Genomic DNA, 25370 nt, shown 5'->3' with positions numbered 1-25370 from the left:
ATGAAAAATCTTTACTTCATACTTTTCTTAAGTATGATGAATATATTGTTTGCGCAAGAACCAAATATTAATTTCCCTACAACTCCCGAATTTAAAAAGTTTTCAAAAAATATAGATTATCCTATTAATTTAAATACAGGTGGAATTTCATACAGTATACCTCTTTTTAATGTTCAATTAAAAAATAACGATATTAGTTTTAACTTAAATTATTCTTCTTATGGTGTTAAGGTTGGAGATATTTCAAATGAATTTGGTCATGATTGGTCTTTAAATATTCCTAAAATTTCAAGAGAAGTAAGGGGCATACCCGATGAATTTAGTTTTGGTTACTTAAATCCTCAAACTGGATATAGCACAGCAAACATGGCTGATAAAGCTTTTAGAGTAAACCCAAATAATCCTACTATACATCCTGATAATGATATTAGTATTCAAGTTGATATCTATAACCGTGCAGGCATAGGTGAATATGATTTACAAGCTGATAAGTTTTACTTTAACATTAATGGAAAAAGTGGTTATTTCATGTTTAAAGATGAAAATTATGAAATAATTACGTATCCTTTTCAAGATTTGAAAATTTATCCAGACCTCCCTAATTCAATAAAAATTGTTGATTCTAACGGAACTGAATATCATTTTGGAGATTTAGAAGAGTCTAGAGAAATAAATTCTAGTAATTATACAACAAGTTGGTATGTAACTAAAATAATTAATAATAACAACATTGTAACTTTTGATTATGATAATTTAAAAACTGTCTATCAATCTTTTGTAGATGAATATAAAACTATAGAAACCCATACGTTTCAAGGAAATGAACCATACAATCCATATCCTAGTAATAAATTATATTCAACTAATATTATCTATAAACCATATATTACAAATATTCATTATGAAAACCTCCATGTTAATTTTTCTTATATAAATAATGATAATCATACAGGCTTAAAAAAGATTGAAAATATAACAGTTTTACAAAATAGTAAAGAAGTTTATAAATATTTATTCAATATGAGTAATTACACTTCTTACGATCATACTAATAATACTACAATTCGTACATTTTTAGATAAAATTTCAATAAAGTATGATAATAATAAAATAGAAGATTATTATTCATTTGATTATTTTAACCCATCCGGTTTGCCAGGAAGATTATCTCTAAAGTTAGATTTATGGGGGTTTTACAACAATGCTAATAATTCAACTATAATACCATCGTATGTTTTTCAAAATAAAATCTATAATAATTCTGATAGAAAAGTTAATTCTGATAATTTGAAATTTGGAATTCTTAAATCTATTACATTACCTACAAAAGGTAAAATTCTAATTGATACAGAACCAAATGATGTTAAAAGAGAATTACTCGAGAATTTAAATATAGGATTGACAAATGTTGGTGGATTAATGTTGCATTTAGAAGATGAAGAAGATTATAATTATGAAAGCATTGCGAAAATTATAACAGAACCTGTATTAGGACCTGAGATGAATGAAAATAGTAATTTTCCTACATCTTACCATGAAAATTTTGCTTTGAATGAACGATCTTTAGTAAATATAAGGTTAATTAAACAATTTATTGGAGATGATAACTGTATTTCATTAAATAGTACTTGCCCAAAAGTATACATATTAGGAAATAATTTTTCAATTAATTTATATGAAATAGATGACAATTCTTTAACATGGTTAGAATCAGGTAACTACACTTTGGTGGTAGAAAATCTATCTCCAAATCAATTCCAAAGAAAAAACATAGTTGTTAGTATCGAAAACAAAATTAAAAATGAAGCTAAAAAAAATAAATATGCAAATGGACTAAGAGTTAAATCAATTTCTCATTATGACAACAATGGTGATAGAATTTTAGAAAAATTATATAATTATAATGATAAAAATGGAATTTCAACAGGTGAATATACTGATTTAGGTTTATTTTCAAGTGTTCATTTTACAGAAAATGCAGGGTATTATGTAAGATTGAATTCATATTCTAAGAATGCAATTAATTTTAATGGCATTATTTATACTAGAGTATCAGAAATTATTAAAGATGTAAAAAATAATCTAGAACATAAAATAATCAATACTTATTTTCCTCCATTAGAATTTTCACTTGTACCTAAGAGAAATACTCCTGTTCAAATTATTTTCAATCTGAGAGGACTCCCATTAATTCCAACTATATACCCTTATGTACCACAATGGAGACAAAATTTATTAAAATCTCAATTATTTTATAAGAATAATACTCTAATAAAAGAAATATCGAATAATTATATTTTTACATACGATGAATTAAATGGTAAATATGATTATAATTTTAATATAGATCAATCTATGGGATGGTCTGTACCATTAATTTCTCAATCATCTAGTGAACAAGTATATTTATCAAAATCAACTGTTACTGAATATTTCGAAGATTCTACACCCCCTGTCATAACAGAAATTAATTACAATTATGACAGCCAACATCATTTACAATTAACCAAACAAACTACAACCAACTCCAAAGGAGAAACAATTACTACAGAATACAAATACCCTGTGGATTTAGCATCCAATACAAATTCTATTTGGGATAAAATGGTTGAACGTAATATGATTGCTACTCCTGTTGAAACAAAAGTTTCTAACAACACAACAGTTCTTTCAGAGCAACGTACTAAATTCAATTACTACCCAGGCACAAACAATACTCAATTGATTTTACCTCAGTATGTATATACAAAAAAAGGTGCTATGGGTACCGATGTGAATAATGATGATCGTAAAATTACCTACAACAGTTATGATACTCAAGGAAATCTAACTCAATATACTGTTGAAAATGGTATTCCTGTTTCAATCATTTGGGGTTATAATGGTCAATATCCAATTGCTAAAATTGAAGGAGCAAGTTTTGATCTAGTTTCAAGTTTTGAAAATGATTTAAAAACAGCGAGTAATAGTAATTCATTAACTAAAACTTCTTTTGACGCTTTACGCAATGCATTCCCTAATGCGTTAGTTACAGGTTACATTTACAATCCATTAGTTGGAGTAACTATGATTATCCAACCGAATGGAATTGCTGAACATTACAAATATGATACAGCCAATCGCTTACAAGAAATCAAAAATGATCAAGGCGAAGTTTTAAAGAAATTCGAATACAATTATGCACAACCTCAATAACTAATGCAATGAAAAATCAATTAACACTAATTTTGAGTGCAGCTTTTTATTTTGGTTGTACACACGAAAATTTTGCACAAGATCGTACTAAAAATTATGTACTTAGCACAATTTGTCAAACAGATGATTGCGAAAACAAAACACAATCTATTGTCTATTTAGATGGTCTAGGAAGAGAAAAAGTGACCATTACTAAAGCGAATAACGACAATTCTACTTCTGCCATTGGATCCAAGATAACCTATGATGGATTTGGCCGCGTGGATCAAGAATTTTTACCAGGTAGTTTATCTCCTTCTTTAGGCTATACAGAAAGTTTTAACTATACTGATTACCCTGAAACGTCCAATTTATATACTCAAAAGCAATACGAGAATTCTCCTCTTAATCGTGTTGAAAAACAAGGTGCTCCAGGTGCAACGTGGAAAGTTGATGGTGGTAAGGCTATAGAATTCAAATACGAAACAAATAATACTGTTGATAATGTTTTAAGATTTGAGGTTACTTTATCTAATAATTTAACACCATCATTAAATCAAAATGGAACATATCAAGATGGTACCTTATACAAAACTGTTACCATCGACGAAAATGGGCAACCAATACAAGAATTTAAAGACAAAGAAGGTAAAGTCATTTTAAAACGTATTGATATTGAACCTACAAAAGATGGGAATTCTTCAGGCAAACACGATACTTATTACATTTATGATGTTTACGGAAATCTTACTTACGTTCTTCCTCCTTTATTGGTGCAATCAGGTAGTTATACTACTCATTTAAACGAATTAGGTTATCAATATGTTTATGACCATAAGAATCGCTTAATCGAGAAAAAACTTCCCGGGAAAGAATGGGAATACATGGTCTATGACAAACAAGATCGTCTTGTAGCAACACGTGATAGTATGAATGATTGGATCATTACTAAATACGATAAATTCGGGCGTGTAATTTATTCGGGTACTTATCCAAAATCAGAACGAAGTAGTTTACAAAGTATTTATAATAATGCAACTATATTATTTGAAGAGAGAGTAACTTCAGCTGGTTCCAATTTAGGAAATGCAAAAGCTAAATTTTTATATACGAATAATGCGGGCGCACTATTAGAGTTGGATAAAATTTTAACTGTAAATTATTACGACACCTACGATAATTTAGATCCTGATTATAACAGCTTAGATGGACAGTTATTAGTACAAGGAAATAACATCAAATTAAAAGGTTTACCGATAGCATCATTCGCTCGTGTATTAGGAACTAATAATTGGAATATAAATTACTCTTTTTATGATGCGATCAAAATTCGTCCTGTATATGCAATTAGTTATAATCATTTAGAAGGCTATACCAAGACTTCAACTGAATTAGACTTTGCGGGTAAAGTAACAAAAACCATAACAAAACATCGTCAAAAAACAAATACAGAAGAGGTTACAATTATAGAAGAATTTTCTTACGACGAATTTGGACGTGTATTAACGCATACACATCAAATCAATGGAGGTAGAAAAGAATATCTGGCCGATAATACATACAATTCCATTGGGCAGCTAATGACTAAAAAAGTAGGGAATTTAAAAGACGATCCTTACCAAACCATTAGCTATAAATACAACGTACGCGGATGGCTAACGGATATTAATAATGTAGATCAAACCAATAATTTAAACAAAGGAGGACAATTATTTAGTTTTAAATTAAGTTATGATAAAATTAAATATCCTGGTCCAAGATCTCAAACTTCTAAACCTTTATACAATGGGAATATCAGTCAAACATTTTGGAAAACGCCAAACCAATCAGTTAGAAGCTATGATTATAAATATGATGGGCTAAATCGCTTAGAAGATGCTTTTTTCTATAAAGGATCTGGAGGAACTCAAATTAAATACTATAATGAAGGATTAACCTATGATAAAAATGGTAACATTCAATCATTAGTTCGTTATGGTAGCAATGAAACACAACCTATTTTAATTGATCAATTAAGCTATAAATACGCCAATAAAGAGAATCAATTAACGGAGCTCTCAAATCGTTTAAATCGAGTAACTGATTCATCCAACAATACCAATGGTTTTTCGGATGGCAATACTAATGGATTAGATTACGATTACGATGTAAATGGGAATTTAACCAAAGATTTAAACAAAGGAATTACCAATATTGTTTATAATTACTTAAATTTACCTACAGAAGTTATTTGGAATAGCACAAAGAAGATTAAGTACGATTATGATGCAACAGGGGTTAAACTTCGTAAGATTGTAACGGATGGATCGAATGTAACAACAACAGATTACTTAGGAAGTTTCCAATACGTGAATAACAATTTACAATTCTTCCCAACAGCCGAAGGATATGTAAATGTGGTAACGTGTGATACTTGTCAGAATAGTAGAACTTACAGTTATGTGTATAACTACAACGATCATTTAGGTAACGTAAGAACATCTTATGCTTGGGATGACACAGAAAATAAATTAAAGATTCTGGATGAATCCCATTATTACCCATTCGGTTTAAAACACACAGGGTATCAACCTTTACAACAAGTAATTATTACACCAACAGATCCGATAGATGGTGCGCGTACATCAATTGTTGCTAAAGCTGCTATAGGTGGTGATTTTGGTTTAATTGAAAATAGTCCTATCACAACAGGTTCTGCGACGTATAATTACAAATACAACGGGAAGGAACTGCAAACAGACTTAGATATCAATCTTTACGACTACGGCGCACGAAACTACGATCCTGCTATCGGACGTTGGTTTAACATCGACCCGCTGGCAGAAAAAATGAGACGTCATTCTCCTTACAACTACGCTTTTAATAATCCTGTTTTCTTTATAGATCCTGATGGGATGCAGGCTGAAGGTTGGGGTAATAGAATAGATAAAAATGGTACGTCATATTGGGAATACAGTAAACATATAACTAAAGATAATTTTGAAAGTTTAGGATTTTCTGAATATATGGAAGCGGGAAATATATTTAGTACAACAAATGATGAAGCTAATGGTAATTATAACTATTCCTTAAACGCTGATGGTTCAGTTATGGATAATCAAGGTTCATCTATGAGCAGTGAATTTAAAACAGGGGCAGGAACTGTAATATCAAATATAGATAATGATACTTCAATGACAGGATTTGCCCGTAGAGCTTACATGAGTGGTAATTATGATTCTAGATTTTCTCCATATAATCCTGATGCTGTATCTTTAAATTTTGGCGCTGGTGCAAATGGTATTGTGGGGCATTATGATGTTTCTATATCTTTAATATTTGCTCCAGGAGAAATTGCTGGTGGTTTTAATTATTCTGGTGGTTTTGGATTTTCGGGTATAAGTCCTTCTGTTGGTCTGTATGGATCTGTTGGCTTTCATGATAAATATGGCACAACGACAGATGTTATAGATGGTATGCAAGGGAAAGCTTTAAATACTAATACTACATTAGGGCCACTTAATACTAATTATTCACAATCAATGACAGATAATGGTACTTATAATACTAGAACAGGTACAAAAAGTGTTAGTTTAGGATTAGGGAAACCAGGGTTAGGAGTTAGTCAACAATTTTCTAATTCTATAATATGGAGACCTTTCAAAAAATAAAAAAATAAAAAAATGAAAAAAATATTATTATTAATCACATTATTTGTATTTTATTCGTGTGGAAAATATGGCTGTGAAAAAAGTCAAGAATTATTACTCAAAGAACATTGTAACCTCATTATAGATAAAAATTATAATACAGAAAAGTCTTCTTTTGCTTTAGGTACTCTAAAAATTCAAGGAAGAAATATTAAAACAAATGAAAATGAAAAATTTCATGGAGACAGAGGATGGCAGCCATTCGCACAATATATTTCAATAGGAGATACAGTAATAAAAAAGAAAGGTGAAGCTATTATGTATATTTATAAAAAAGATACTGTCGTTTCTATAAGCTATGAAAATTTTTGTGATAAGACTAAATATGACCAAAACAAAGTTTTAAAGATTAAGATAAGAGATAGTATTAAATAAGCTGGATACTTTTCAAAATGTATTGTTTTTACACAACGTTTTAATTCACAATAACACAAAAGGCAAACAAACGTTTGCCTTTTGTTATTTTATAAAGTAGCTACATTTTTATTGAAAAATTACTTGAACTTAGATTTAGTCAGCATAGTATCTATAATACGATAAACTGCATTTTTATCCTCTTCTTCAAGTTGTTCAAGTAATTTTAAACGTTCATTAGCCCCCGCTACCGCACGATTGTATCTTGTAGCAAGTAATAATAAAACAATCCTACAAAGTAATATTTGTAGGGTTTGTTATTTTATAAAACTATTATTTTTTAATATCTTCAACTAAAAACCTAAGACTAATGAGCAGAAATTATAAATTTCATAATCCCAACGGATTATATTTTGTCAGTTTTGCTGTGGTAGAATGGTTAGATGTCTTTACTAGGAAAGAATACAAAGATATTTTGGTTGAAAGCCTTAACTATTGTCAGAATGAAAAAGGAATGAAAATCATAACATGGTGCATTATGACCAATCATGTACACCTGATATTTAGAAGTACTGAAGGAATAAAAACCAGAATTACTTTTAGGAGATTTCATACGATTTACAAGTAAAAAAATTGTAAAAGCTATAACAGAAAATCCAGCAGAAAGTAGAAAGGAAAATCTTTTAGAACAATTTGCCAAAGCAGGTGCAGCATCTTCTAATGTTAAGAAATATCAATTTTGGAGACATGACAATAAACCTATTGAACTTTGGAGCCATGGTGTTATTATAGAAAAAATCAACTATATTCATTATAATCCCGTGAAAGATGGAATTGTTAGTAAACCAGAAGATTATCTTTATAGTAGTGCGATAGACTATGCAGGTAATAAAGGAATGGTAGATAATTTGATAGTTTATGCTTTATAAGTAAAATCAAATCTTTAAAGTCTAAACGATACAATAATACAAAAGGCAAACATTGGTTTACCTTTTGTTATTTTATAAGTTTATAAATAATGCCCAAAAGCAAAATGAATACTCTGCATCATAATTTTTAACGTTTACTTTACCAAAATTCGGCTAAGTAAATCACTATTAAAACAATAGATTTCATACCTTTGTAACTCAATCAAGAAGTTCATTTTACATCAATTTTTAGAAATAAGCGACCAAATAGCGACCTTTTAAAACCAAAGGTTTTCATTCAGCTATTAATGGTACTTTCAAAATATAGTTCCGGAGCCTCACTCTCCGCTGAAAGCCTTGAAGTATTACTTCGAGGCTTTTTTTATGGATTAAGATTTTCAATCTACGCTTTGCCTACATTCAAACAAACTTTAACTGGAATTAAATTTTTAAATATTTATATTTATCAAAATGAAAAGTATATCAAGAACGAGAGTAGTGTTTGGATTATGACAAAAGAAATAAAAGATAAAATTTTAAGTTTATTAACTATTTTACTACTATCTCTTATAATAATGGGGATTTATTTCTATTTAAGAAATTCAAGAAAAGAAGATATAGAAATAATAAATAATTCGTTTGATTTTACTAAAGGTATAGTCATTAAGAAAACGGTTTATAAAAGTCGTTCTATTAATGTAAAATATATCGTAAATGGTAAATCTTACATAGAATCTGACGGAATAGATGAAAGAGATAATATAAATAAAGGAGATAGTGTAATGGTTAAATATTCAACAGAAAAACCAGAACTTATGATAACTCAGTTTAATGATAATTTCTAATTATTTAAAATTGTAGAGAAATTGGATATAAGTACTCATGTACATTGAAAAAATCTCAAATATTTTATTTTACAACAATCTATTAGAAAGATTTTATAAATAAGAAATAATATTTTCAATCATAATTTTAATAATAACTTGATACGAAGAATTAAAATGAGTTATTATTAAAATTGATTAAATAGTATAGCTGAATGCTATAAAAGTTTTGTAAAGTATTGCGGTTTAATGATGATTATTAGCTAATCTAACATTTACTGCATTAAGACCATTATTACCAGTTTCGATTTCAAAAATAACTTCATCATTTTGTCTGATATTATCTTTTAAACCACTAATGTGTACAAAAATATCTTTTTGATCAGTTGTAATAAACCCGAAGCGTTTAGTCTTATTAAAAAACTTCACAGTTCCTTCTTGCCTATTATTATTTGATAATAAATTTCCCCAATCAATTACAGTAAAATAATCCGTAATCTTTGAAGTTAAATTCTGAAGATAATTTGTAATAGCCGGCGCTACCTGAAGTAACCATCCGTTTGCACTATTGTTTATGATATAATCTTCTAATGTAATGTTTGATAATGTTGTGTGTTGTTGTTTTCTATTCATAAATTAAATTTTGGTTAATGCGATTTCTAAAAATTCTGCATATAAATAAGCGATTATAACGTAATGTTATATTAAATTGTTTGTGAAAATAAATAAGTACCAATGTATGAAGAAGTAAAATCCAGATTAATGAGGATTGTAATTTCATTATTAAAAAATCACGAAAAGTGATGAAAGAAGTAACTTTTATTTGATGCAAATATACAATAAATATTTTATGGAACTAATCTGAAATAAAAATTTAATAATAAATTAAAGCTTTTGTTAGAAGATATAAATAATTATACGCAAAAATTAAGAATTATATAATCATAACTTATATTTGATATTTTACAGAAATTAAAAAGCAACTTTGTTAAAATTCAATTCTTTGTAATTTACCTGATAGAGATGAATTCGACGAATAAAAAGCGTTAATTAAGCACCAATTCAAAACATTAAAAAACTATTAATTATCTAAACGAAATTTTATATAAAATTCAATAAAATATTTATTTCATTATTAAATTGTTATTTATTTAAAAATTCGTCATACATTTGTACCAATATCAGAGATAAGATATTATTTATTAACAAACAAAATAGTTTGACATACCATTTTTTATACTTTTGGCGTAAAGCTAAACACTTCTTAAACTATCGTATTCTTCTTTTTTCAATTTATAATTTAAAATATTTCAATTCCAAAATTGATTCATCTCAAATATTAAACGTTTTTTATCACACGTTAAGTTGATATTATTTTGAGAATAATGATGAACGATTTTGATTAAAAAATAGTTCCTTTAAGTATGAATGATGTTTTGATTTATTCTCTTTTTTTTAAAAATATATATTATGCAAGAAGGTACAGTTAAATTTTTTAATGATGCAAAAGGTTTTGGTTTCATTACAGTAAAAGAAACAGGAAATGAAATTTTTGTTCATACATCACAAATAATTGATAATATTAGAGAAGACGATAAGGTTTCTTTTAAAATTGAGCAAGGTCAAAAAGGGCTTATGGCTACAAATGTGAAAAGAATATAAATTGAATTTCTTTAGTGATTAAATATGGAGTAAACATCTAAACGTTGTAAACTTAAATTTAATTTCGAATAAATCATAATAAGCTGTTTCCGTAAGGGAATCAGCTTTTTTTTTTACAATAAAAAAATACTTAACTAAGATTAAACTCTAAGAATATCTATTATTCATTTCATTAATTAAATTAATTACAAATCCAACAAAAAAATCGCAGAGGTCTATCAGCTTCATTTTTTGCCAAGGTCAAGCCTTACAGGTTTACATCAAAATCTCCACCTTAATAGGTCGTATTTGGATGTAAAACCTTGCCCTTAAAAATGCTTCTGATAAAGCAGATTAGCTTTCTTTTTTTATGTTTTTTCTTTTCAAGAATCTGGCATTAAAACGATACCGTTAAGAAAATCATTTCAGAAATAAAAACGGCATAACAATTCGCAGACGAGCGTCAATCCATTGAGAGTAACGTAAAAATGTTTACCGACCAGAGGGAGCGATTTAAACATTTTAGAGTAGCGAAATGATGATTGACCGTCGAGAATTGAAGCCTTGATTGCTTGTGCTGAGCCTGTCGAAGTATTGATTACTTTTTTATCAAGAAAAAAGTGATAAAGAAATTTAGAATACCTAAGCCACACCGTCGCTTCTCCTTTTAATTTAAAATGAGTTGTTCCTGAAGGAGCATTAATCATATTAATCGGAACGAATGCCGGTATATCTACCACCACTTCCCCATCAACACGATCTAAACTTGTCGTATACGGAGCATAAAGGGTTGTAGATAATTTCCCATTGATATTGAAATCAAAACCTTTCAACAACGATAAATCACCGTTATTCACATTACATTGACCACGTTCACTCACCGTATCAGTCTTAATCACTTTGACCATATCACGCGTTAAACTACCAACCATTCTCGAATCAGCTGATTTCAACAACACCGCACGAAACACAGTTCTCAACATCTTTCCAGATGCACCTGCTCATCCAAACTCTGCTCCATTTTCACGAGTACGCTGAAAATTTGGATCATTCATAATTCGGCTTTTATCCACGCCACCTTTTTCTCGTGCTAAAAATCCTTCTTTCGCTTTATAAAAAGTAATGTCACCAACAGTACCTAATAGCTTAATAATGCCCTTTTGCCTTGCCATTTCTTCAACATTTTAATCATTCAACATTCTATATTCTACCGGTATATAATACAAGTATAGAAAAAACCGTAACTTTATTAAAACCAGCAAATACCGAATGGCGTTATTATCATTTAATGTCCCTAAATGACCTATAGGTGAAGTATAGATACAGCATAGATGAAGTATGGATAGTATATGAAAATGTATAATTATGCAAAACAAGAAGCTACAACGGATTTGCGTTTACCCAAAGGATATCCAAATCATAACAGGCAAAAGTTATAGGCAATCGCTTCGCATCTATAATCAGATCAAAAAGCACTACAACAAACAACCTCATCAAGTTATTACCTGGGAAGAATTAGGAGAGTATTTGGGGGTGAAAATTATAAGTAATTAAATCTTATGAACCATATTTTTTTATTAAATTGACTCTAAATAGATATTGTATATTAAATTATAATTTACAAGCTTCATAAACTTAAAACAAAAAGTAATAACTTAGAATTACAATTCTTTCCTACCGCAGAAGGTTATTTAAACGGAAATCTAATAAAAGATTTAAACAAAGGAATCACCAATATTGTTTATAATTACTTAAATTTACCAATAGAAGTTCTTTTTAATAATGATGGTGTACTAAGTAAAATTCTATATAATTATGATGCTTCTGGTGTTAAAGTTTCAAAGTATGTATATAACGATTTATTAATCCTTTATTCTGAAAACACTTTCTACGATAATGGGTTCCAATACAAACAAGTACCAGGACGTAGTAATAACATCGCTTTACAATTCTTTCCTACTGCAGAAGAATATGTAAATGTAAATGAAGGTGTTTTTGAATATGTCTATAATTATACCGATCATTTAGGAAACGTTCGCGTGAGTTATAAGAAAGGTGAAGATGGGAACCTTAAAATAGTAGATGAAAATAACTATTATCCATTTGGATTAAAGCACGATAACCAAACAATTGCAAATACAGCTAATCCGAACTATAAGTACAAATACAACGATTATGGAGCAAAAAATTTAATAAAGTTTTTGACGAACATACCAAACGAAGTGATGAACTGCAAGATGAATTAAACCTAAATCTTTACGACTACGGTGCTATAAATTACGACCCCGCAATCGGGCGTTGGTTTAACATCGACCCGCTGGCAGAAAAAATGAGACTTCATTCTCCTTACAACTACGCTTTTAATAATCCTATAAGGTTTATAGACCCTGATGGGATGATAGCAATTGACGTAATTGATGAAGATCGAGAACAAAAAATATTTAATCTTAATAGAGAACCACATTTTATAGGAAATCCAGACCCTCCTATAGGAGGAAATCCTCAAAATGGTCAAGTTCATAAAGATAGTACTGGGCAATGGGAATTTGATAGTAAACAAAATCTTTGGGTAGGAAAAAATGGTTCTGAAAATATATTAAATGAATCTTATAGTTTGGGAGAGACTGTTATACAGGGTTCACAAACTAAAAGTTCTTTAGGTAATTTATGGGATAGTAATCTTGTAAGGAGTGTTATAGGCGATTTTGTAAATATAGGAGTAGGTTTTACAGGTATTGTAGGTACTGGTTCTGGAGCAAGTTTTGAATTTAATTGGGTTTTACATGGACCTGAAGCATCTATTTTACCTATATTAAGCACTACAACTCCTGTTGGTGGTGGTTTTAATTTAGACGCTACTTTTAATATAGGAAAATCATATTATTTAGGTTCTTCAAATGATATTACTAGAAGTATGATTCAAACTAATACAGCAAATGGAGATTTCCCTACTCTTTGGGGAAGTGCAGGGTTAACAGAAGGAGGTAAAATAGGTGTAACTAGAACATATACAACTACAACTACTGGTTATGGAATAATTGGAGGTCAAATTAACATAGGATTAGGTATACCTGCAGGTCCATTTCCTGTTAATGGTTCGGGAGGTATTAGCAATACTTTCATTCTAAAAGATTTTAAAAAATAATTATGAAAAAAACAATGACGATTGGATCCATTATTTTTATAATTATGGGTGTATTAGTTACTTTAATACAGGTTAAATATAGACAAATAGGGAAAAAGGAATTTGAATTATTTTATTCAACATCAATAAATTCAAAACTAAAATCTATATCTGCAGGAACAGGTGGTACTAAAATAACTTTAGTAGACAATAGAAAGTTTGTTTTCTTACCTTACACAGATAAAGGAGTTATTTTTGATCATATGGCAAAAGAGGGAGATATAATAATAAAAAAAGAATATTCAGATTCTCTTATCCTAATAAAAAATAATGAAAAATTTATTTTTTTGTTTAAAAAGTTATAGAAGATACAATTCTCAACCCAATGTTCACAATAATACAAAAGGCAAACGTTAGTTTGCCTTTTGTTATTTTATAAAGTTTTTATAAATAATGCCCAAAAGCAGAATGAATCCCCGCTCCCGCACGACTGTATCGTGTGGCAAGTAATAATAAAACAACCCTACAAGGTAAATTTGTAGGGTTTTCATTTTTTATATAATTTTATTTATCAATCTCGTTAAGAGATTCCATTTTCTTCGTTTCTAAGAAACCTTTAATATCTTCAAAATGTTCTTTCACTCGTTTGTTTCCAAATTCGAACACCTTTTCAGCTAAACCATCTAAGAAATCACGGTCGTGAGATACTAATATCACAGTTCCTTCAAATTCACGTAACGCATCTTTAATGATATCTTTCGTTTTCATGTCTAAGTGATTCGTGGGCTCATCTAAAATTAAAACGTTATAAGGTTCTAATAATAATTTCACCATTGCTAAACGAGTTTTTTCACCTCCTGAAAGCACTTTTACTTTTTTATCGATATCATCACCTTTAAACATAAAAGCACCTAAAATACTCTTAATTTGAGTTCTGATATCTCCTTTAGCGATTTGATCAACCGTTTCAAAAATTGTTAAATCTCCGTCTAATAAAGCCGCTTGATTTTGTGCAAAATATCCGATTTGTACATTATGACCGATTTCTAATTTACCTTCGAAATCAATTTCGCCCATAATTGCTTTAATCATTGTCGATTTACCTTCACCATTTTTACCAACTAAAGCTACTTTCTGACCTCGTTCAATTACCATATCAGCATCTTTAAACACCACATGATCTCCGTAGTTTTTAGACAACGCTTCCACCGTAATTGGATATTGACCAGATCTTGCTGCAGGTGGAAATTTTAATTTTAAAGCAGAAGTATCTACTTCATCAATCTCGATAATTTCTAACTTCTCTAACATACGAACACGCGATTGCACTTGTTCTGTTTTTGAGAAAGTTCCTCGGAAACGTTCGATAAATTGTTTATTTTCTGCAATAAATTTTTGTTGCTCGTCGTAAGCTTTTTGCTGATGAATTCTACGATCTTGACGTAAAACTAAGTAATCTGAATATTTCGCTTTATAATCATAAATACGTCCCATTGTTACCTCAATTGTACGATTTGTAATATTATCCACAAACGCACGGTCGTGAGAAATAACCATTACCGCTTTCGCTTGATTTTTTAAGAAATCCTCTAACCACTGAATCGATTCGATATCTAAGTGATTGGTTGGCTCATCTAATAAAATTAAATCAGGTTGTTTTAATAATATTTTAGCTAATTCGATGCGCATACGCCAACCTCCAGAAAATTCAGAAGTTGAACGATCTAAATCTTCTTGTGAAAATCCCATTCCTTTTAAAACCTTTTCTACTTCGGCTTCGTAATTTACTTCTTCAATAGAATAAAACTTTTCGCTTACTTCAGAAACACGTTCAATCAATTTCATGTACGCATCACTTTCGTAATCTGTTCTTACAGTTAATTGCTCGTTAATCTCGTCAATTTCGTTTTTCATTGCAAGATATTCAGCGAAAGCTTTAGATGTTTCTTCGCGAACGGTACAATTATCTTCGGTCAATAAATGTTGTGGTAAATAAGCAATAACGGCATCTTTTGGCGCAGCAATATTTCCTTGAGATGGTTTATTGATTCCGGCAACAATCTTTAATAAAGTAGATTTACCAGCACCATTTTTTCCCATTAAGGCAATCTTATCATTTTCGTTTACCACGAAACTTACACCACTAAATAAAGTTGTAGAACCAAATTGAACGGCGATATCATTAACTGTAATCATAAATTCTATAAAAATAAGTGGTGCAAAGATAATAGAATCAAAAGAAAAAACTCTTCCATTTAAAATGAAAGAGCTTTCTATTATTCTTTGATTGATAAAGCGCCTGATGGGCATTTTGATACTTGATTTCGTAATTCGTCTGAAGTTGCGTTTTCTGGTTGAATCCATGGTCTTGCTTTTGGATTATAAACCTTGGGTAACAATTTAACGCAAATTCCGGCATGTTCGCATAATTTTGGCTTCCATACAACAGTGATTTCACCATTTGAATAAAAATGTTCTTCCATATAATAATTATTAATAGTTGATTAAAAATAAAGCAACAAATATCGAACCAGATAAAATTACCTATATAATTTATTGATTTAATATTTTTTTGTAAAAAATCATTTTAGCTAAAATTTTAAATATCATTATTTTATCTATTTAAAACAGATAATTAACATTTATAAAATTGATTTAACAACACTTTATCATGATTATATCTTAAATTTGTGCCCTATTTGAATAATCATGGAAGAGATTAAAGATGAAAATACTTTAAAATTTATTAAATATTGGGAACAAAGATTTAATCGAATTTTAGAACAAAACACAAATTGGACAAAGTTATTTTTGACATTAGAACAAAACTCATTGCCAACTAACTTAAATATTGACAAATTTTGTTCAAAATATAGTCAAGATTTCCAATTGACAATCAACTACAAATTAGACGTAAACTCTAACAATTTTGATTTAACAATTACAAGATAAAATAAGACTCAGCATTAGCTGAGTTTTTTTATTTCCTTAATATCACATCATACAAATCTTTGCGTCTATCTTTCATAGTTTTTACAGTTCCATATTCATGTAATTCTTTCAATAAATAAAGATCTACATCCGAAATTAAAACCATTTCAGCATTAGGAGTTGCTTCTGATTTTACTCCATTATTTGGAAATGAAAAATCTGAAGGTGTAAAAACTGCCGATTGCGAATACTGGATATCCATATTATTTACTTTGGGTAAATTACCCACAGAACCTGCTATTGCAACATAACATTCGTTTTCTATGGCACGAGCTTGTGCACAACTTCTTACACGTGTATATCCATTTTGCGTATCAGTCATATAAGGAACAAATAGAATCTGCATACCCTGATCTGCTAAAATGCGGCTCACTTCTGGAAATTCAACATCATAACAAATCAAAAGTCCAACTTTTCCACAATCTGTATCAAAAACTTTAATTTCATTCCCTCCTTCCATCGCATAATACTTAAACTCGTTTGGTGTAATATGTATTTTACTAAACGAATCTAATTTTCCTGAACGATGACACAAGAAACTTGTATTGTATAATTTTTCATCAATCAGATTTGGCATCGATCCCGCTATTATATTTACATTATATGTAATTGCAAATTCTTGAATTTTCTTAACAATTTCATCTGTCATACGAGCCAATTGATGCATAGCATCTACTTCTTTTAAGTGATTATACGGGCTCATTAATGGCGTATTGAAAAACTCTGGAAATAAGATAAAATCGGAACCATAATCACTAACAGTCCTAACAAAAAATTCTACCTGATCATAAAAATCTTGTAATCCATTAAACAAACGCATTTCCCACTGAACAAGTCCTAAACGTATGTTACGCTTTGTTGGAGAATTAGAATATAAATTAGGCTCGTAATAAATGTTATTCCATTCTAAAAGCGTTGCATATTCCATCGATTCTTTATCATCTTTTAGATAATTTTTTAGAATCTTTTTCACATTAAAATCATTGGATAATTGAAAAGCTAAAGTTGAATCATAAATCTCTTTTCGTTTCACTTTTTCAATATATTCTCGTGGAGACATCTCACTAGAATATTGATGATAATTAGGAATTCGTCCACCAGCAACAATAGATTTCAGATTTCGCTCCTCACATAATTCTTTACGAATATCATACAATCTACGTCCCAATCGTAACTGACGATAATTGGGATGTACGAAAACTTCTATTCCATACAAAATATCACCTTCAGGATCGTGCTTTAAAAACTTTCCGTTAGAAATAATAGAATCGTAATTAGAATGAAGATTTGTTTTCTTAGAATTAATAATAATACTAAGAGCTGTTGCAACAACTTTGCCATCAACAGATACACAAATCTGACCTTCTGGAAAAATAGCTAACAATTCAGAAATTTCTTCTTTAGACCAAACTCCAAGCTTATTTTCGTAGGCTTCCAAAGTCGATTGAGTTACATCATTATAATCTTCTATAGTCAATTTTCTAACTTCTATATTCATAAAGTTTAATTTTAAGTATTTAGGATATTGTAGTATCAAAATCTGAACCAACTATATTATCTTGAAATTAATCCATAAACTACTTAACTTCGTAAAATAGAACTTCGCTATGAAAGATGTAAAAATTGAGTTTAGAAAACCTATATATCCAATTAATAAAGAATTAAATGAGTATTTGAACAAATACCATCGATTAACAAAAACTTCGTTGCAATACGACGATTTATTACGTTTTACCGACTTTGTAAATTTAGAAGATAAAGAAGGAAATGACACGCATTGGTTGGGAGTTTACTATACAGAATTTGAGCATAAAGAAATTGAAGCGAGCCTGAATAAGATTTATACGTTATTACATTCGGACGGCGATGAGGATTCTTTACCATATCTAACAGTTGACTCTATCGATTATTGCACTTTCGGAAATTCGAAACCATTTAGAATTCGAGTTCGAAATATTCTGAATGATAATTACACCAATTATTATATTAAAAAAGCAGATGCATCCAGAATTTATGGTTTAGAAATGGAAGAAATTTTATCTCCACACCGAATTAATTTTTTAGTTGATAGCGATACTTTAATTGAAGAACATATTCTTGGAATACCAGGTGATGTTTTTATAAAAAAATATTTGGATGATTGTGGCGAATTAGAGAAAAATCAAATTGCAAAAGAGTTTGTAAAATTTAATGAACGTTGTTTTATTGGATTACTTGGCGATATGCGTTCGTATAATTATGTGGTGATTCCGATGCACGATTTTGACCAAGTTTTTTATCGCATACGACCGATAGATTTTGACCAACAGAATTATGAAGGAAACCTTAAAATCTATCGTCCACAATATTTTAAGGAAAATAAAGCAATGGTAGAATTGGTTAATAATAGATTAAAACCAAATTCTATAGAACAATACCGTAAAGAAGTTAGAGCTATTACTGTAAAAAGAATTTCTAATAGTCAAAAGCGAATTAAACATCTTTTAAGGGTAATGAAAGGAGATAATATTTCACCAACTGAACATATTGATCAATTGAAAACTGGTTTTAAAAAATTATATAAAACAACACAGTTTGATGACTGCACATCTATGGGCGATATTTTAGAACAATCCATTATACATACGATTAATCAGTACAATACTTTAAAATAACAAAGCCTCCCGATTGGGAGGCTTTTTGTTATTTTATAAATTCTATTAAGGTACAATTGTCGTAAACAAATATGTCGCAAACAATACTAATAATACAATTCCTTGCTGAATGTTAGTTCGGCCAGAGATTAATGATAGGAAAACTGTAAACAATGATAAGACTAACAATAAAACAGATTTAGCATCGATTCCTAAAGTCACTTGCATTCCGGTAAAGTAACATACAATTGCTACAGCCGGAATTGTTAATCCAATAGATGCTAATGCAGATCCTAGGGCCAAGTTTAGGCTTGTTTGTAAACGATCTTGTCTTGCAGCCTTAAAAGCAGCTAATCCTTCAGGCAATAAAATTACAGTTGCAATAATAATACCTACTAAAGATTTAGGAGCACCTAAATTAAACACCATGTCTTCAATAGTTGGCGATAATTTCTTCGATAACAACACAACAGCTACTAATGCTATTACTAACAATACTAATGATGCAGTAGTTGTTAAACCATTAGGTGGAGCTACGTGTAACTCTGATGCAGTACCATCCTTATTTTGTTGTGGTAAAAAATAGTCACGGTGTCTAATTGTTTGTAATGAAATAAAGCCACCATATAATATTAATGAAATAATTGCAACGAATATTAATTGACTTTCTGAATATACACCTACAACTTCAGAAGTAGTGAAGTTTGGTAAAATCAATGTTAATACAGAAATAGCAATTAATGTAATTAAAGCTGTAGAAACACCTTGTTTAATAAAGTTTTGTTCACGATATCTCACACTTCCAACCCATAGACAAACACCTATAATTCCGGTAAGAATAATCATAATAGCAGCAAAAACAGTATCTCTTGCTAATACAGAAGGTGTATTTCCAGTTTCAGAAATCATTAGAGCAACAATTAATGAAACTTCTATAACAGTTATTGCTAACGCTAAAATAATTGTACCAAAGGGCTCTCCTACTTTATGTGCAACAACCTCTGCATGATGTACGGCAGATAGAACAGAAGCAATTAATGCAGCTCCTAAAGCAATTGAAACAAATATACTATCACTAGAAATTGTGAATATAGCCAAGACAGCCACTATTGGACACAATATGGTCCAAATAGGTAAGTCAAGATTTAATTTTTTTGATAAAATGTTATTAACTTGCATTAAATATATGAATTTTGAATAGTTCAAATTTAATAAATATTATTGATAAAGTAAATAACAATTATCATTTTTATATATAATACAAAAAGAAATAGTAATGTGATAAATGTTAGATATTTTGGAGAAAGAAGAATGTAAATTTGCAACATGAAAAATATATCCGAAGAAAAATTAAAAAAATGGTTTAGAATCACATGTACATGGGAAGCTATTAGTTGTGCAATTCTATTTTTGATTGCTATGCCTATAAAATATCAATTTGGTTATGTACTTCAAATGCCATTTGCTGGTATTTTTCATGGATTTTGGTTTTCAGCATACTTAATATTACTATTTGTGACTAAAAAGTTTTATAAATGGGATGATGAAGATTTTATATTCTATATAATGTTTGCATTTATACCATTTGCAACATTATCACTTCATAAAAAGATAGACAAAAAATAATAACAAAAAAAAACGCTTAGATTTTCTAAGCGTTTTTTTTTATTTATTTCCAATAATGCCAATATGTTCCATCGAACATAGCTATTGATTCAGTAACTGTATCATAACACATAAACCCCATAATAGGTCGTGTTACATTCAAATGAGGATTTTTAATATGAGGTAAAACTAAAGCTTTAGTTTCAGACACTAATTCTAAACCTCCTTGAGACTCATAATTTTCTGAAACATTCTTATCATCTGTAATTAAGACACCTTTACCAATATTATTACTATCATCATTTCTGATTGGCTTTCTCAAAATATTTCTATCTGTTGGAGTTAAGAATACCCATTTATCATTTTCATATACTTTTATTTGATTAGATGCATAATCAACTACAAAAGTTCCATTTTTAATATTCTCAAGAGATCTTCTAGATGGTGGCATATAATAAACTGGTAAAACTATACCTTTTTTATTAGCCCCATTTAAATTATCAAATTCTAATAAGACAGATGAGTTAGTAATTTTATTATTTTCACCTATTTTCATTTGAGCAGATGTAAAATTTGCTAAGCAAAATAGTGACAACAAATATATATATTTTTTCATTTTTAGGTTTATTAGTAATTATTAGTTATATCACATGTTGATTTAATACATTTCCATTCTTTACCATTACGTAACTTGATACATTTATCTTTTGTATCATAAATTAACATTCCTGGTAATGGCTCTTTTATATCTTCAGCTATTGCATTAGTAATAATAAATCCTTTATTTCCAGTATCTAGATGTAAATATGCATTTTTAACTAATTTTGGCCATGATTCTCTTTGTTTAGTTGTACTATCTCCATTAATAAAAGCATTTGCTGTTGTAGAGAAAGTAGATATACCAACAACTGATTCCTCAAAAGCCCCAAGACTAGTTGCTGAATTAGTACAATGAGCTAAAGTTTTACACACAGAAATTGCAACATCTTTTGAGCTACCAACTCCATTTCCTCCATTAGCTAAAACAGGAACCCCATTATTATCTACATCTCCGATAATACTACCTTTACTATCTAAATTTGCAATAATAATTTTACCTCCTCTCACTGCAGCTTCTAAAGCATCTGGACAACCATCTCCATCAGAATCTGTATCTAAATAATCAGGAATACCATCTCCATCAGTATCCAAATCTGGTCCATAACATAATCCTTCAAAGTCATATACAGCAGTTGGAATAACGTTATCTCCAATGAACGGAGGCGTTTCTGTTGTAAATACAAGTTCTATACGATCTATAAAATCAAATCCTGATTTAACGATAATATTTTCCTCATTACCACCTTGTAAAGCTCTCAAAGTTAATTCACCTTGCGAAATAGATGTAGTAATTGAGCTTGAACTTTTAATTAAGTTATAAGAGTTTATAGGTACAATCTTTCCGTTATTCTTAAATCTAACTTTTATAACTTCACCTTCATTAAGTTCTGATATTTTAAAACTTACATTCTTAGCTATCTCTGAAAAACTATATGAAATTTCAGATCCCCTAACAGCTTCAATTGGAGAATTAGGTTCATATTGAGTTGGAGAATATTGAGATCCAGTATCAACTGTTACATCAAATCCATTAAAACTCCATACTTCTTCATTTAAATCTCCATTTAAACCTGAAATACAGCTTCCTCCTATACCTTCATCAATATCTAAAATTCCATCATTATCATTATCCAAATCAATATTATCTGGAATACCGTCTCCATCTATATCTGGAACTATTTCTACATCATCTCCTACAGTAACAAAAACCTTAGCACGAGAACATTCAACACTATTACAAATTAAGTAATTAATTATATATTGACCATCAGCTAAATTTTCTAAAACAGATACTGACCCATCTAAATTTAATCTAAAGTTTTCATTTTGATCTAATTGTACAAATTTAATACTATTATAGTCTGTAATTAAGTTTCCATTATTAATATCATTTTTAATAAAATCTAATACAGTAACACCAGATAACATTACTAAATTATTAGATGTATCATTAACATAAGTACCAAAATCATCATTTGCTACAATAGTTGTTGTTGTTGGATCGTAACAATCGATTGGCGGAATATCTTGATCTTCTACTTCTTTTAATATAATATTATCAACATAAAAATCATTTCCAGAATTTCTTGCAACGGCATTTCTTATTGATACTGCAATTTGATCTGAACATCTTGAATCTTCAGGTACTTTAAATACCCATTTCTTATTTTCCCAAGTACGAATATTTTGTAAAGTTAATGCTTTAGTTGTTTTACCTAATACTTTCTCTGTTGTTAAACTCTGCGCTTCAAAATGAATTCCAAAACTAGTATCTAAAGCATAAAAATCTGCCGAAAGTTCATAAGTTTTTCCGCGTTCTAATTGCACTCCACGACGATAATATTGATTTAAAACCATCCCTCCGTTAACTACTAACACATTTCCTTGTTTATAATCATCTCCATTATAACGCGGAGGTTGATTATAATATGGAACTGTATATTCTCCATCTAAAGTCAACCACCATTTGTGTGGAAAATTAACTTTTGGAAAAACAGATTCTACATATTTATAAATTCTCTGTGGCTTAGTAACAGCGTAATACCCATCATCAATTGATAATGATTTAAATTCTTCATCTACAGTTTTTGTAATTTTTGCAAAACGATAAAACTTTGAACCGTGAGAAAATTGTCCAGATAACAATAAATCTAATCCAGATTGAGGAACATATTGTGAAACCTCTCTAATTTCAGATTCTCCAAAATCTTCATTAAAAATAATATTATTCTTGGGTGTAATTGATTGAGCTTGTGCTATTATTATAATAAATAGCAATAAAAAACTAAATGTTTTCTTCATAATTTGATATTCTTTGGTCGTAACTTTTTTGTTATTAATGAAAATTAATTAGATGTAAGTATTTATTTTTAGGAATTAATTAAACGCGGCAAATATACTTAAAACAACTTTATAAATCAAAAATTTATAATATTTTTAAACTCTTATTCAACAAGTAATAACTTGTATTACAATTAGATATAATACAATAAATCAAATAAACAAAACCTACTGCATATCAATAATTTACGTTTTAATACAATATTTATTATGTTAATTATTTAAATAAAATAATTAATGTATTTTTACAATCTAACAAACTAACTCCTATGAAAGAAACAATTAAAGCCAAAGAAAATCACTTTTTAAAATACTGGGAAAGAAGATTTGATTTAATTCTACAACAGAATACAAATTGGAATAAACTGTATTTTAGTTTAAATAAAGATATTTTTCCTGAAACAATTGATATTGATTATTTCTGTATAAAACACAGTCAAGAATTAAATCTTAAATTCAATTATAAAGTTGACCAAGATGCTAAACATTATAATATAACTATTACTAAATAAAAAAAGCCTCTTTAATAAGAGGCTTTTTTTTATTTAGTAACTATATTCTGTAAATCTTTTTTATAGTAAAGTGCTAATCCAATCGCACCTAAAAATAATAACGGATAATAATCATCAATTGGAGCATAATCATCATTATCCATAGGATCTCCATCTCCGTCTCCATCTCCGTCACTACCTCCTCCTGTTCCTGGATTAGATGTAGTCTGGAAAAATGAAACATCATCAGAACCTTCATTTAAATCATTAGCTTTCAATGTAGATACACTCAAAGAAAAACCTAATAATATTAGTATTAATTTATTCATATCGTTTAAATCAAATCTTATTTATTACAAAACTATTATTTTTTTATTGAATACGTTATTATTTTTTAAAATAACTTTTATAAAATATATTCCTGATGTTAAATTTAAAGATAAAACTTTAGAATTTAAATTATTCTTCAAATAAACCAATTGACCATTTTGATTGTAAACAAATAGATCATGTAATAAATCAATATTAGACTTTATAATAACTCCCGTAACATCATTATAAATTAATACATTCGAATTCTCATTAATTTCATTTGTTGTACTTAAACTTCCTTTTGTATATAAAACTTCAAATCGATTATCAAACTTTCCTTCCTCAGATTCAAATACATAATCAGAATCTTTTAAATCATGAATAATACCTAATAAATTATCTTTTAAATAAACACTCTGCTCATTGCCAAAAATCCCTTCAGTATCACCTAATGAAATTTTTAATTGACCGTGTTTATCTGTTACAAATCCTAATTTAACAACATCCTCTTGATTTAATGGATAAGTTCTTGATTGAATTGAAAACTGATTTTCATCTATTAATGTATAGATTTTTTTTGATCCCGTTTCTACAGTACGTGCATCTCGCTGAAAATCTTCATCATCAGTTGCACCTTCAAAATAACCAATCATAACTTGATTTATACGCGTATCTCCTTCAGAA

General features: G+C 29.1%; 24 protein-coding genes. 13 read left to right on the top strand and 11 right to left on the bottom strand.

The features are described 5' to 3' along the window. The 5 genes from EAH69_RS11835 to EAH69_RS11815 all read left to right on the top strand — a co-directional run bounded on the left by EAH69_RS11835 (position 1) and on the right by EAH69_RS11815 (position 8970). Positions 1-3195 carry an RHS repeat domain-containing protein gene (locus EAH69_RS11835; RefSeq protein WP_147439141.1) on the top strand — a complete coding sequence of 1065 codons (3195 nt, stop codon included), beginning with the start codon at positions 1-3 and terminating at the stop codon, positions 3193-3195. Between the two features lie 8 nt (positions 3196-3203). Next, positions 3204-6824 (top strand): DUF6443 domain-containing protein, encoded by a 3621-nt coding sequence (locus EAH69_RS13985; RefSeq protein WP_230466803.1) that lies wholly within the window; start codon positions 3204-3206, stop codon positions 6822-6824. Positions 6825-6836: 12 nt separating this feature from the next. Further along, positions 6837-7238, top strand: coding sequence for a hypothetical protein (locus EAH69_RS11825; RefSeq protein ID WP_121935416.1), 402 nt, complete (start codon positions 6837-6839; stop codon positions 7236-7238). Positions 7239-7587: 349 nt separating this feature from the next. Beyond that, the gene (locus tag EAH69_RS14100; protein WP_317124742.1) at positions 7588-7845 is read left to right on the top strand and encodes a transposase; all 258 of its coding nucleotides are present in this window, start codon (positions 7588-7590) and stop codon (positions 7843-7845) included. A 588-nt stretch (positions 7846-8433) separates the two neighbouring features. Then, complete coding sequence (locus EAH69_RS11815) at positions 8434-8970, top strand: hypothetical protein (protein ID WP_121935415.1); 537 nt, start codon at positions 8434-8436, stop codon at positions 8968-8970. A gap of 225 nt (positions 8971-9195) precedes the next feature. Here EAH69_RS11815 and EAH69_RS13980 read toward each other — a convergent pair whose 3' ends face one another. Then, the gene (locus EAH69_RS13980; RefSeq protein WP_230466812.1) at positions 9196-9426 is read right to left on the bottom strand and encodes a cold-shock protein; all 231 of its coding nucleotides are present in this window, start codon (positions 9424-9426) and stop codon (positions 9196-9198) included. A gap of 993 nt (positions 9427-10419) precedes the next feature. Between EAH69_RS13980 and EAH69_RS11805 the strand changes: the two genes are divergently transcribed. Further along, positions 10420-10611 (top strand): cold-shock protein, encoded by a 192-nt coding sequence (locus tag EAH69_RS11805; RefSeq protein ID WP_121935413.1) that lies wholly within the window; start codon positions 10420-10422, stop codon positions 10609-10611. A gap of 404 nt (positions 10612-11015) precedes the next feature. Here the strand turns inward: EAH69_RS11805 and EAH69_RS11800 are convergent, their stop codons facing one another. Together EAH69_RS11800 and EAH69_RS13975 are read right to left on the bottom strand one after the other, a co-directional pair. Then, the gene (locus tag EAH69_RS11800) at positions 11016-11522 is read right to left on the bottom strand and encodes a hypothetical protein (protein ID WP_230466802.1); all 507 of its coding nucleotides are present in this window, start codon (positions 11520-11522) and stop codon (positions 11016-11018) included. A gap of 69 nt (positions 11523-11591) precedes the next feature. Next, entirely contained in the window at positions 11592-11762 is a 171-nt protein-coding gene (locus tag EAH69_RS13975) for a hypothetical protein (RefSeq protein WP_230466801.1), read from the bottom strand. A gap of 867 nt (positions 11763-12629) precedes the next feature. Here EAH69_RS13975 and EAH69_RS11790 point away from each other — a divergent pair. From EAH69_RS11790 to EAH69_RS11780, 3 genes are read left to right on the top strand one after another with little or no spacing between them, the layout of a single operon-like run. Next, complete coding sequence (locus EAH69_RS11790) at positions 12630-12836, top strand: hypothetical protein (RefSeq protein WP_121935410.1); 207 nt, start codon at positions 12630-12632, stop codon at positions 12834-12836. Next, positions 12755-13735 (top strand): RHS repeat domain-containing protein, encoded by a 981-nt coding sequence (locus EAH69_RS11785; protein ID WP_121935409.1) that lies wholly within the window; start codon positions 12755-12757, stop codon positions 13733-13735. The genes EAH69_RS11790 and EAH69_RS11785 overlap by 82 nt, the downstream gene beginning before the upstream one ends. Positions 13736-13737: 2 nt before the next feature. Beyond that, on the top strand, positions 13738-14079 hold the full coding sequence (locus tag EAH69_RS11780) for a hypothetical protein (protein ID WP_121935408.1): 342 nt from the start codon (positions 13738-13740) through the stop codon (positions 14077-14079). A 199-nt stretch (positions 14080-14278) separates the two neighbouring features. On the opposite strand, the gene EAH69_RS11775 is transcribed toward EAH69_RS11780, so the two are convergent. Then, positions 14279-15910 carry an ABC-F family ATP-binding cassette domain-containing protein gene (locus tag EAH69_RS11775; RefSeq protein ID WP_121935407.1) on the bottom strand — a complete coding sequence of 544 codons (1632 nt, stop codon included), beginning with the start codon at positions 15908-15910 and terminating at the stop codon, positions 14279-14281. A gap of 80 nt (positions 15911-15990) precedes the next feature. Further along, positions 15991-16197, bottom strand: a complete 207-nt coding sequence (locus tag EAH69_RS11770) for a (4Fe-4S)-binding protein (RefSeq protein WP_121935406.1) — start codon at positions 16195-16197, stop codon at positions 15991-15993. 226 nt (positions 16198-16423) lie between these two features. On the opposite strand from EAH69_RS11770, the gene EAH69_RS11765 reads away from it, so the two are divergent. Next, positions 16424-16666 carry a hypothetical protein gene (locus EAH69_RS11765; RefSeq protein WP_121935405.1) on the top strand — a complete coding sequence of 81 codons (243 nt, stop codon included), beginning with the start codon at positions 16424-16426 and terminating at the stop codon, positions 16664-16666. A 28-nt stretch (positions 16667-16694) separates the two neighbouring features. On the opposite strand, the gene EAH69_RS11760 is transcribed toward EAH69_RS11765, so the two are convergent. Next, positions 16695-18203, bottom strand: a complete 1509-nt coding sequence (locus EAH69_RS11760; RefSeq protein WP_121935404.1) for a carbon-nitrogen hydrolase family protein — start codon at positions 18201-18203, stop codon at positions 16695-16697. 109 nt (positions 18204-18312) lie between these two features. Here EAH69_RS11760 and EAH69_RS11755 point away from each other — a divergent pair, with 109 nt between their 5' ends. After that, on the top strand, positions 18313-19359 hold the full coding sequence (locus EAH69_RS11755) for a hypothetical protein (protein WP_121935403.1): 1047 nt from the start codon (positions 18313-18315) through the stop codon (positions 19357-19359). A gap of 45 nt (positions 19360-19404) precedes the next feature. On the opposite strand, the gene EAH69_RS11750 is transcribed toward EAH69_RS11755, so the two are convergent. Next, entirely contained in the window at positions 19405-20517 is a 1113-nt protein-coding gene (locus tag EAH69_RS11750; RefSeq protein ID WP_121935402.1) for a calcium:proton antiporter, read from the bottom strand. Between the two features lie 147 nt (positions 20518-20664). Here EAH69_RS11750 and EAH69_RS11745 point away from each other — a divergent pair, with 147 nt between their 5' ends. Beyond that, the gene (locus EAH69_RS11745) at positions 20665-20964 is read left to right on the top strand and encodes a DUF3817 domain-containing protein (RefSeq protein ID WP_121935401.1); all 300 of its coding nucleotides are present in this window, start codon (positions 20665-20667) and stop codon (positions 20962-20964) included. 43 nt (positions 20965-21007) lie between these two features. Here the strand turns inward: EAH69_RS11745 and EAH69_RS11740 are convergent, their stop codons facing one another. Next, positions 21008-21559 carry a hypothetical protein gene (locus EAH69_RS11740; protein WP_147439140.1) on the bottom strand — a complete coding sequence of 184 codons (552 nt, stop codon included), beginning with the start codon at positions 21557-21559 and terminating at the stop codon, positions 21008-21010. A gap of 11 nt (positions 21560-21570) precedes the next feature. After that, on the bottom strand, positions 21571-23844 hold the full coding sequence (locus EAH69_RS11735; RefSeq protein WP_121935399.1) for a hypothetical protein: 2274 nt from the start codon (positions 23842-23844) through the stop codon (positions 21571-21573). A gap of 308 nt (positions 23845-24152) precedes the next feature. On the opposite strand from EAH69_RS11735, the gene EAH69_RS11730 reads away from it, so the two are divergent. Then, positions 24153-24395 carry a hypothetical protein gene (locus tag EAH69_RS11730; protein WP_121935398.1) on the top strand — a complete coding sequence of 81 codons (243 nt, stop codon included), beginning with the start codon at positions 24153-24155 and terminating at the stop codon, positions 24393-24395. 29 nt (positions 24396-24424) lie between these two features. Here the strand turns inward: EAH69_RS11730 and EAH69_RS11725 are convergent, their stop codons facing one another. Further along, entirely contained in the window at positions 24425-24703 is a 279-nt protein-coding gene (locus EAH69_RS11725) for a hypothetical protein (protein ID WP_121935397.1), read from the bottom strand. 24 nt (positions 24704-24727) lie between these two features. Then, a partial coding sequence (locus tag EAH69_RS13970) for a hypothetical protein (RefSeq protein ID WP_230466800.1) occupies positions 24728-25370 on the bottom strand: 643 nt, incomplete at its 5' end.

Source organism: Faecalibacter macacae (assembly GCF_003687725.1).
Taxonomy (GTDB): Bacteria; Bacteroidota; Bacteroidia; order Flavobacteriales; family Weeksellaceae; genus Empedobacter; species Empedobacter macacae.
This window is presented reverse-complemented; position numbering and strand designations above follow the sequence as displayed.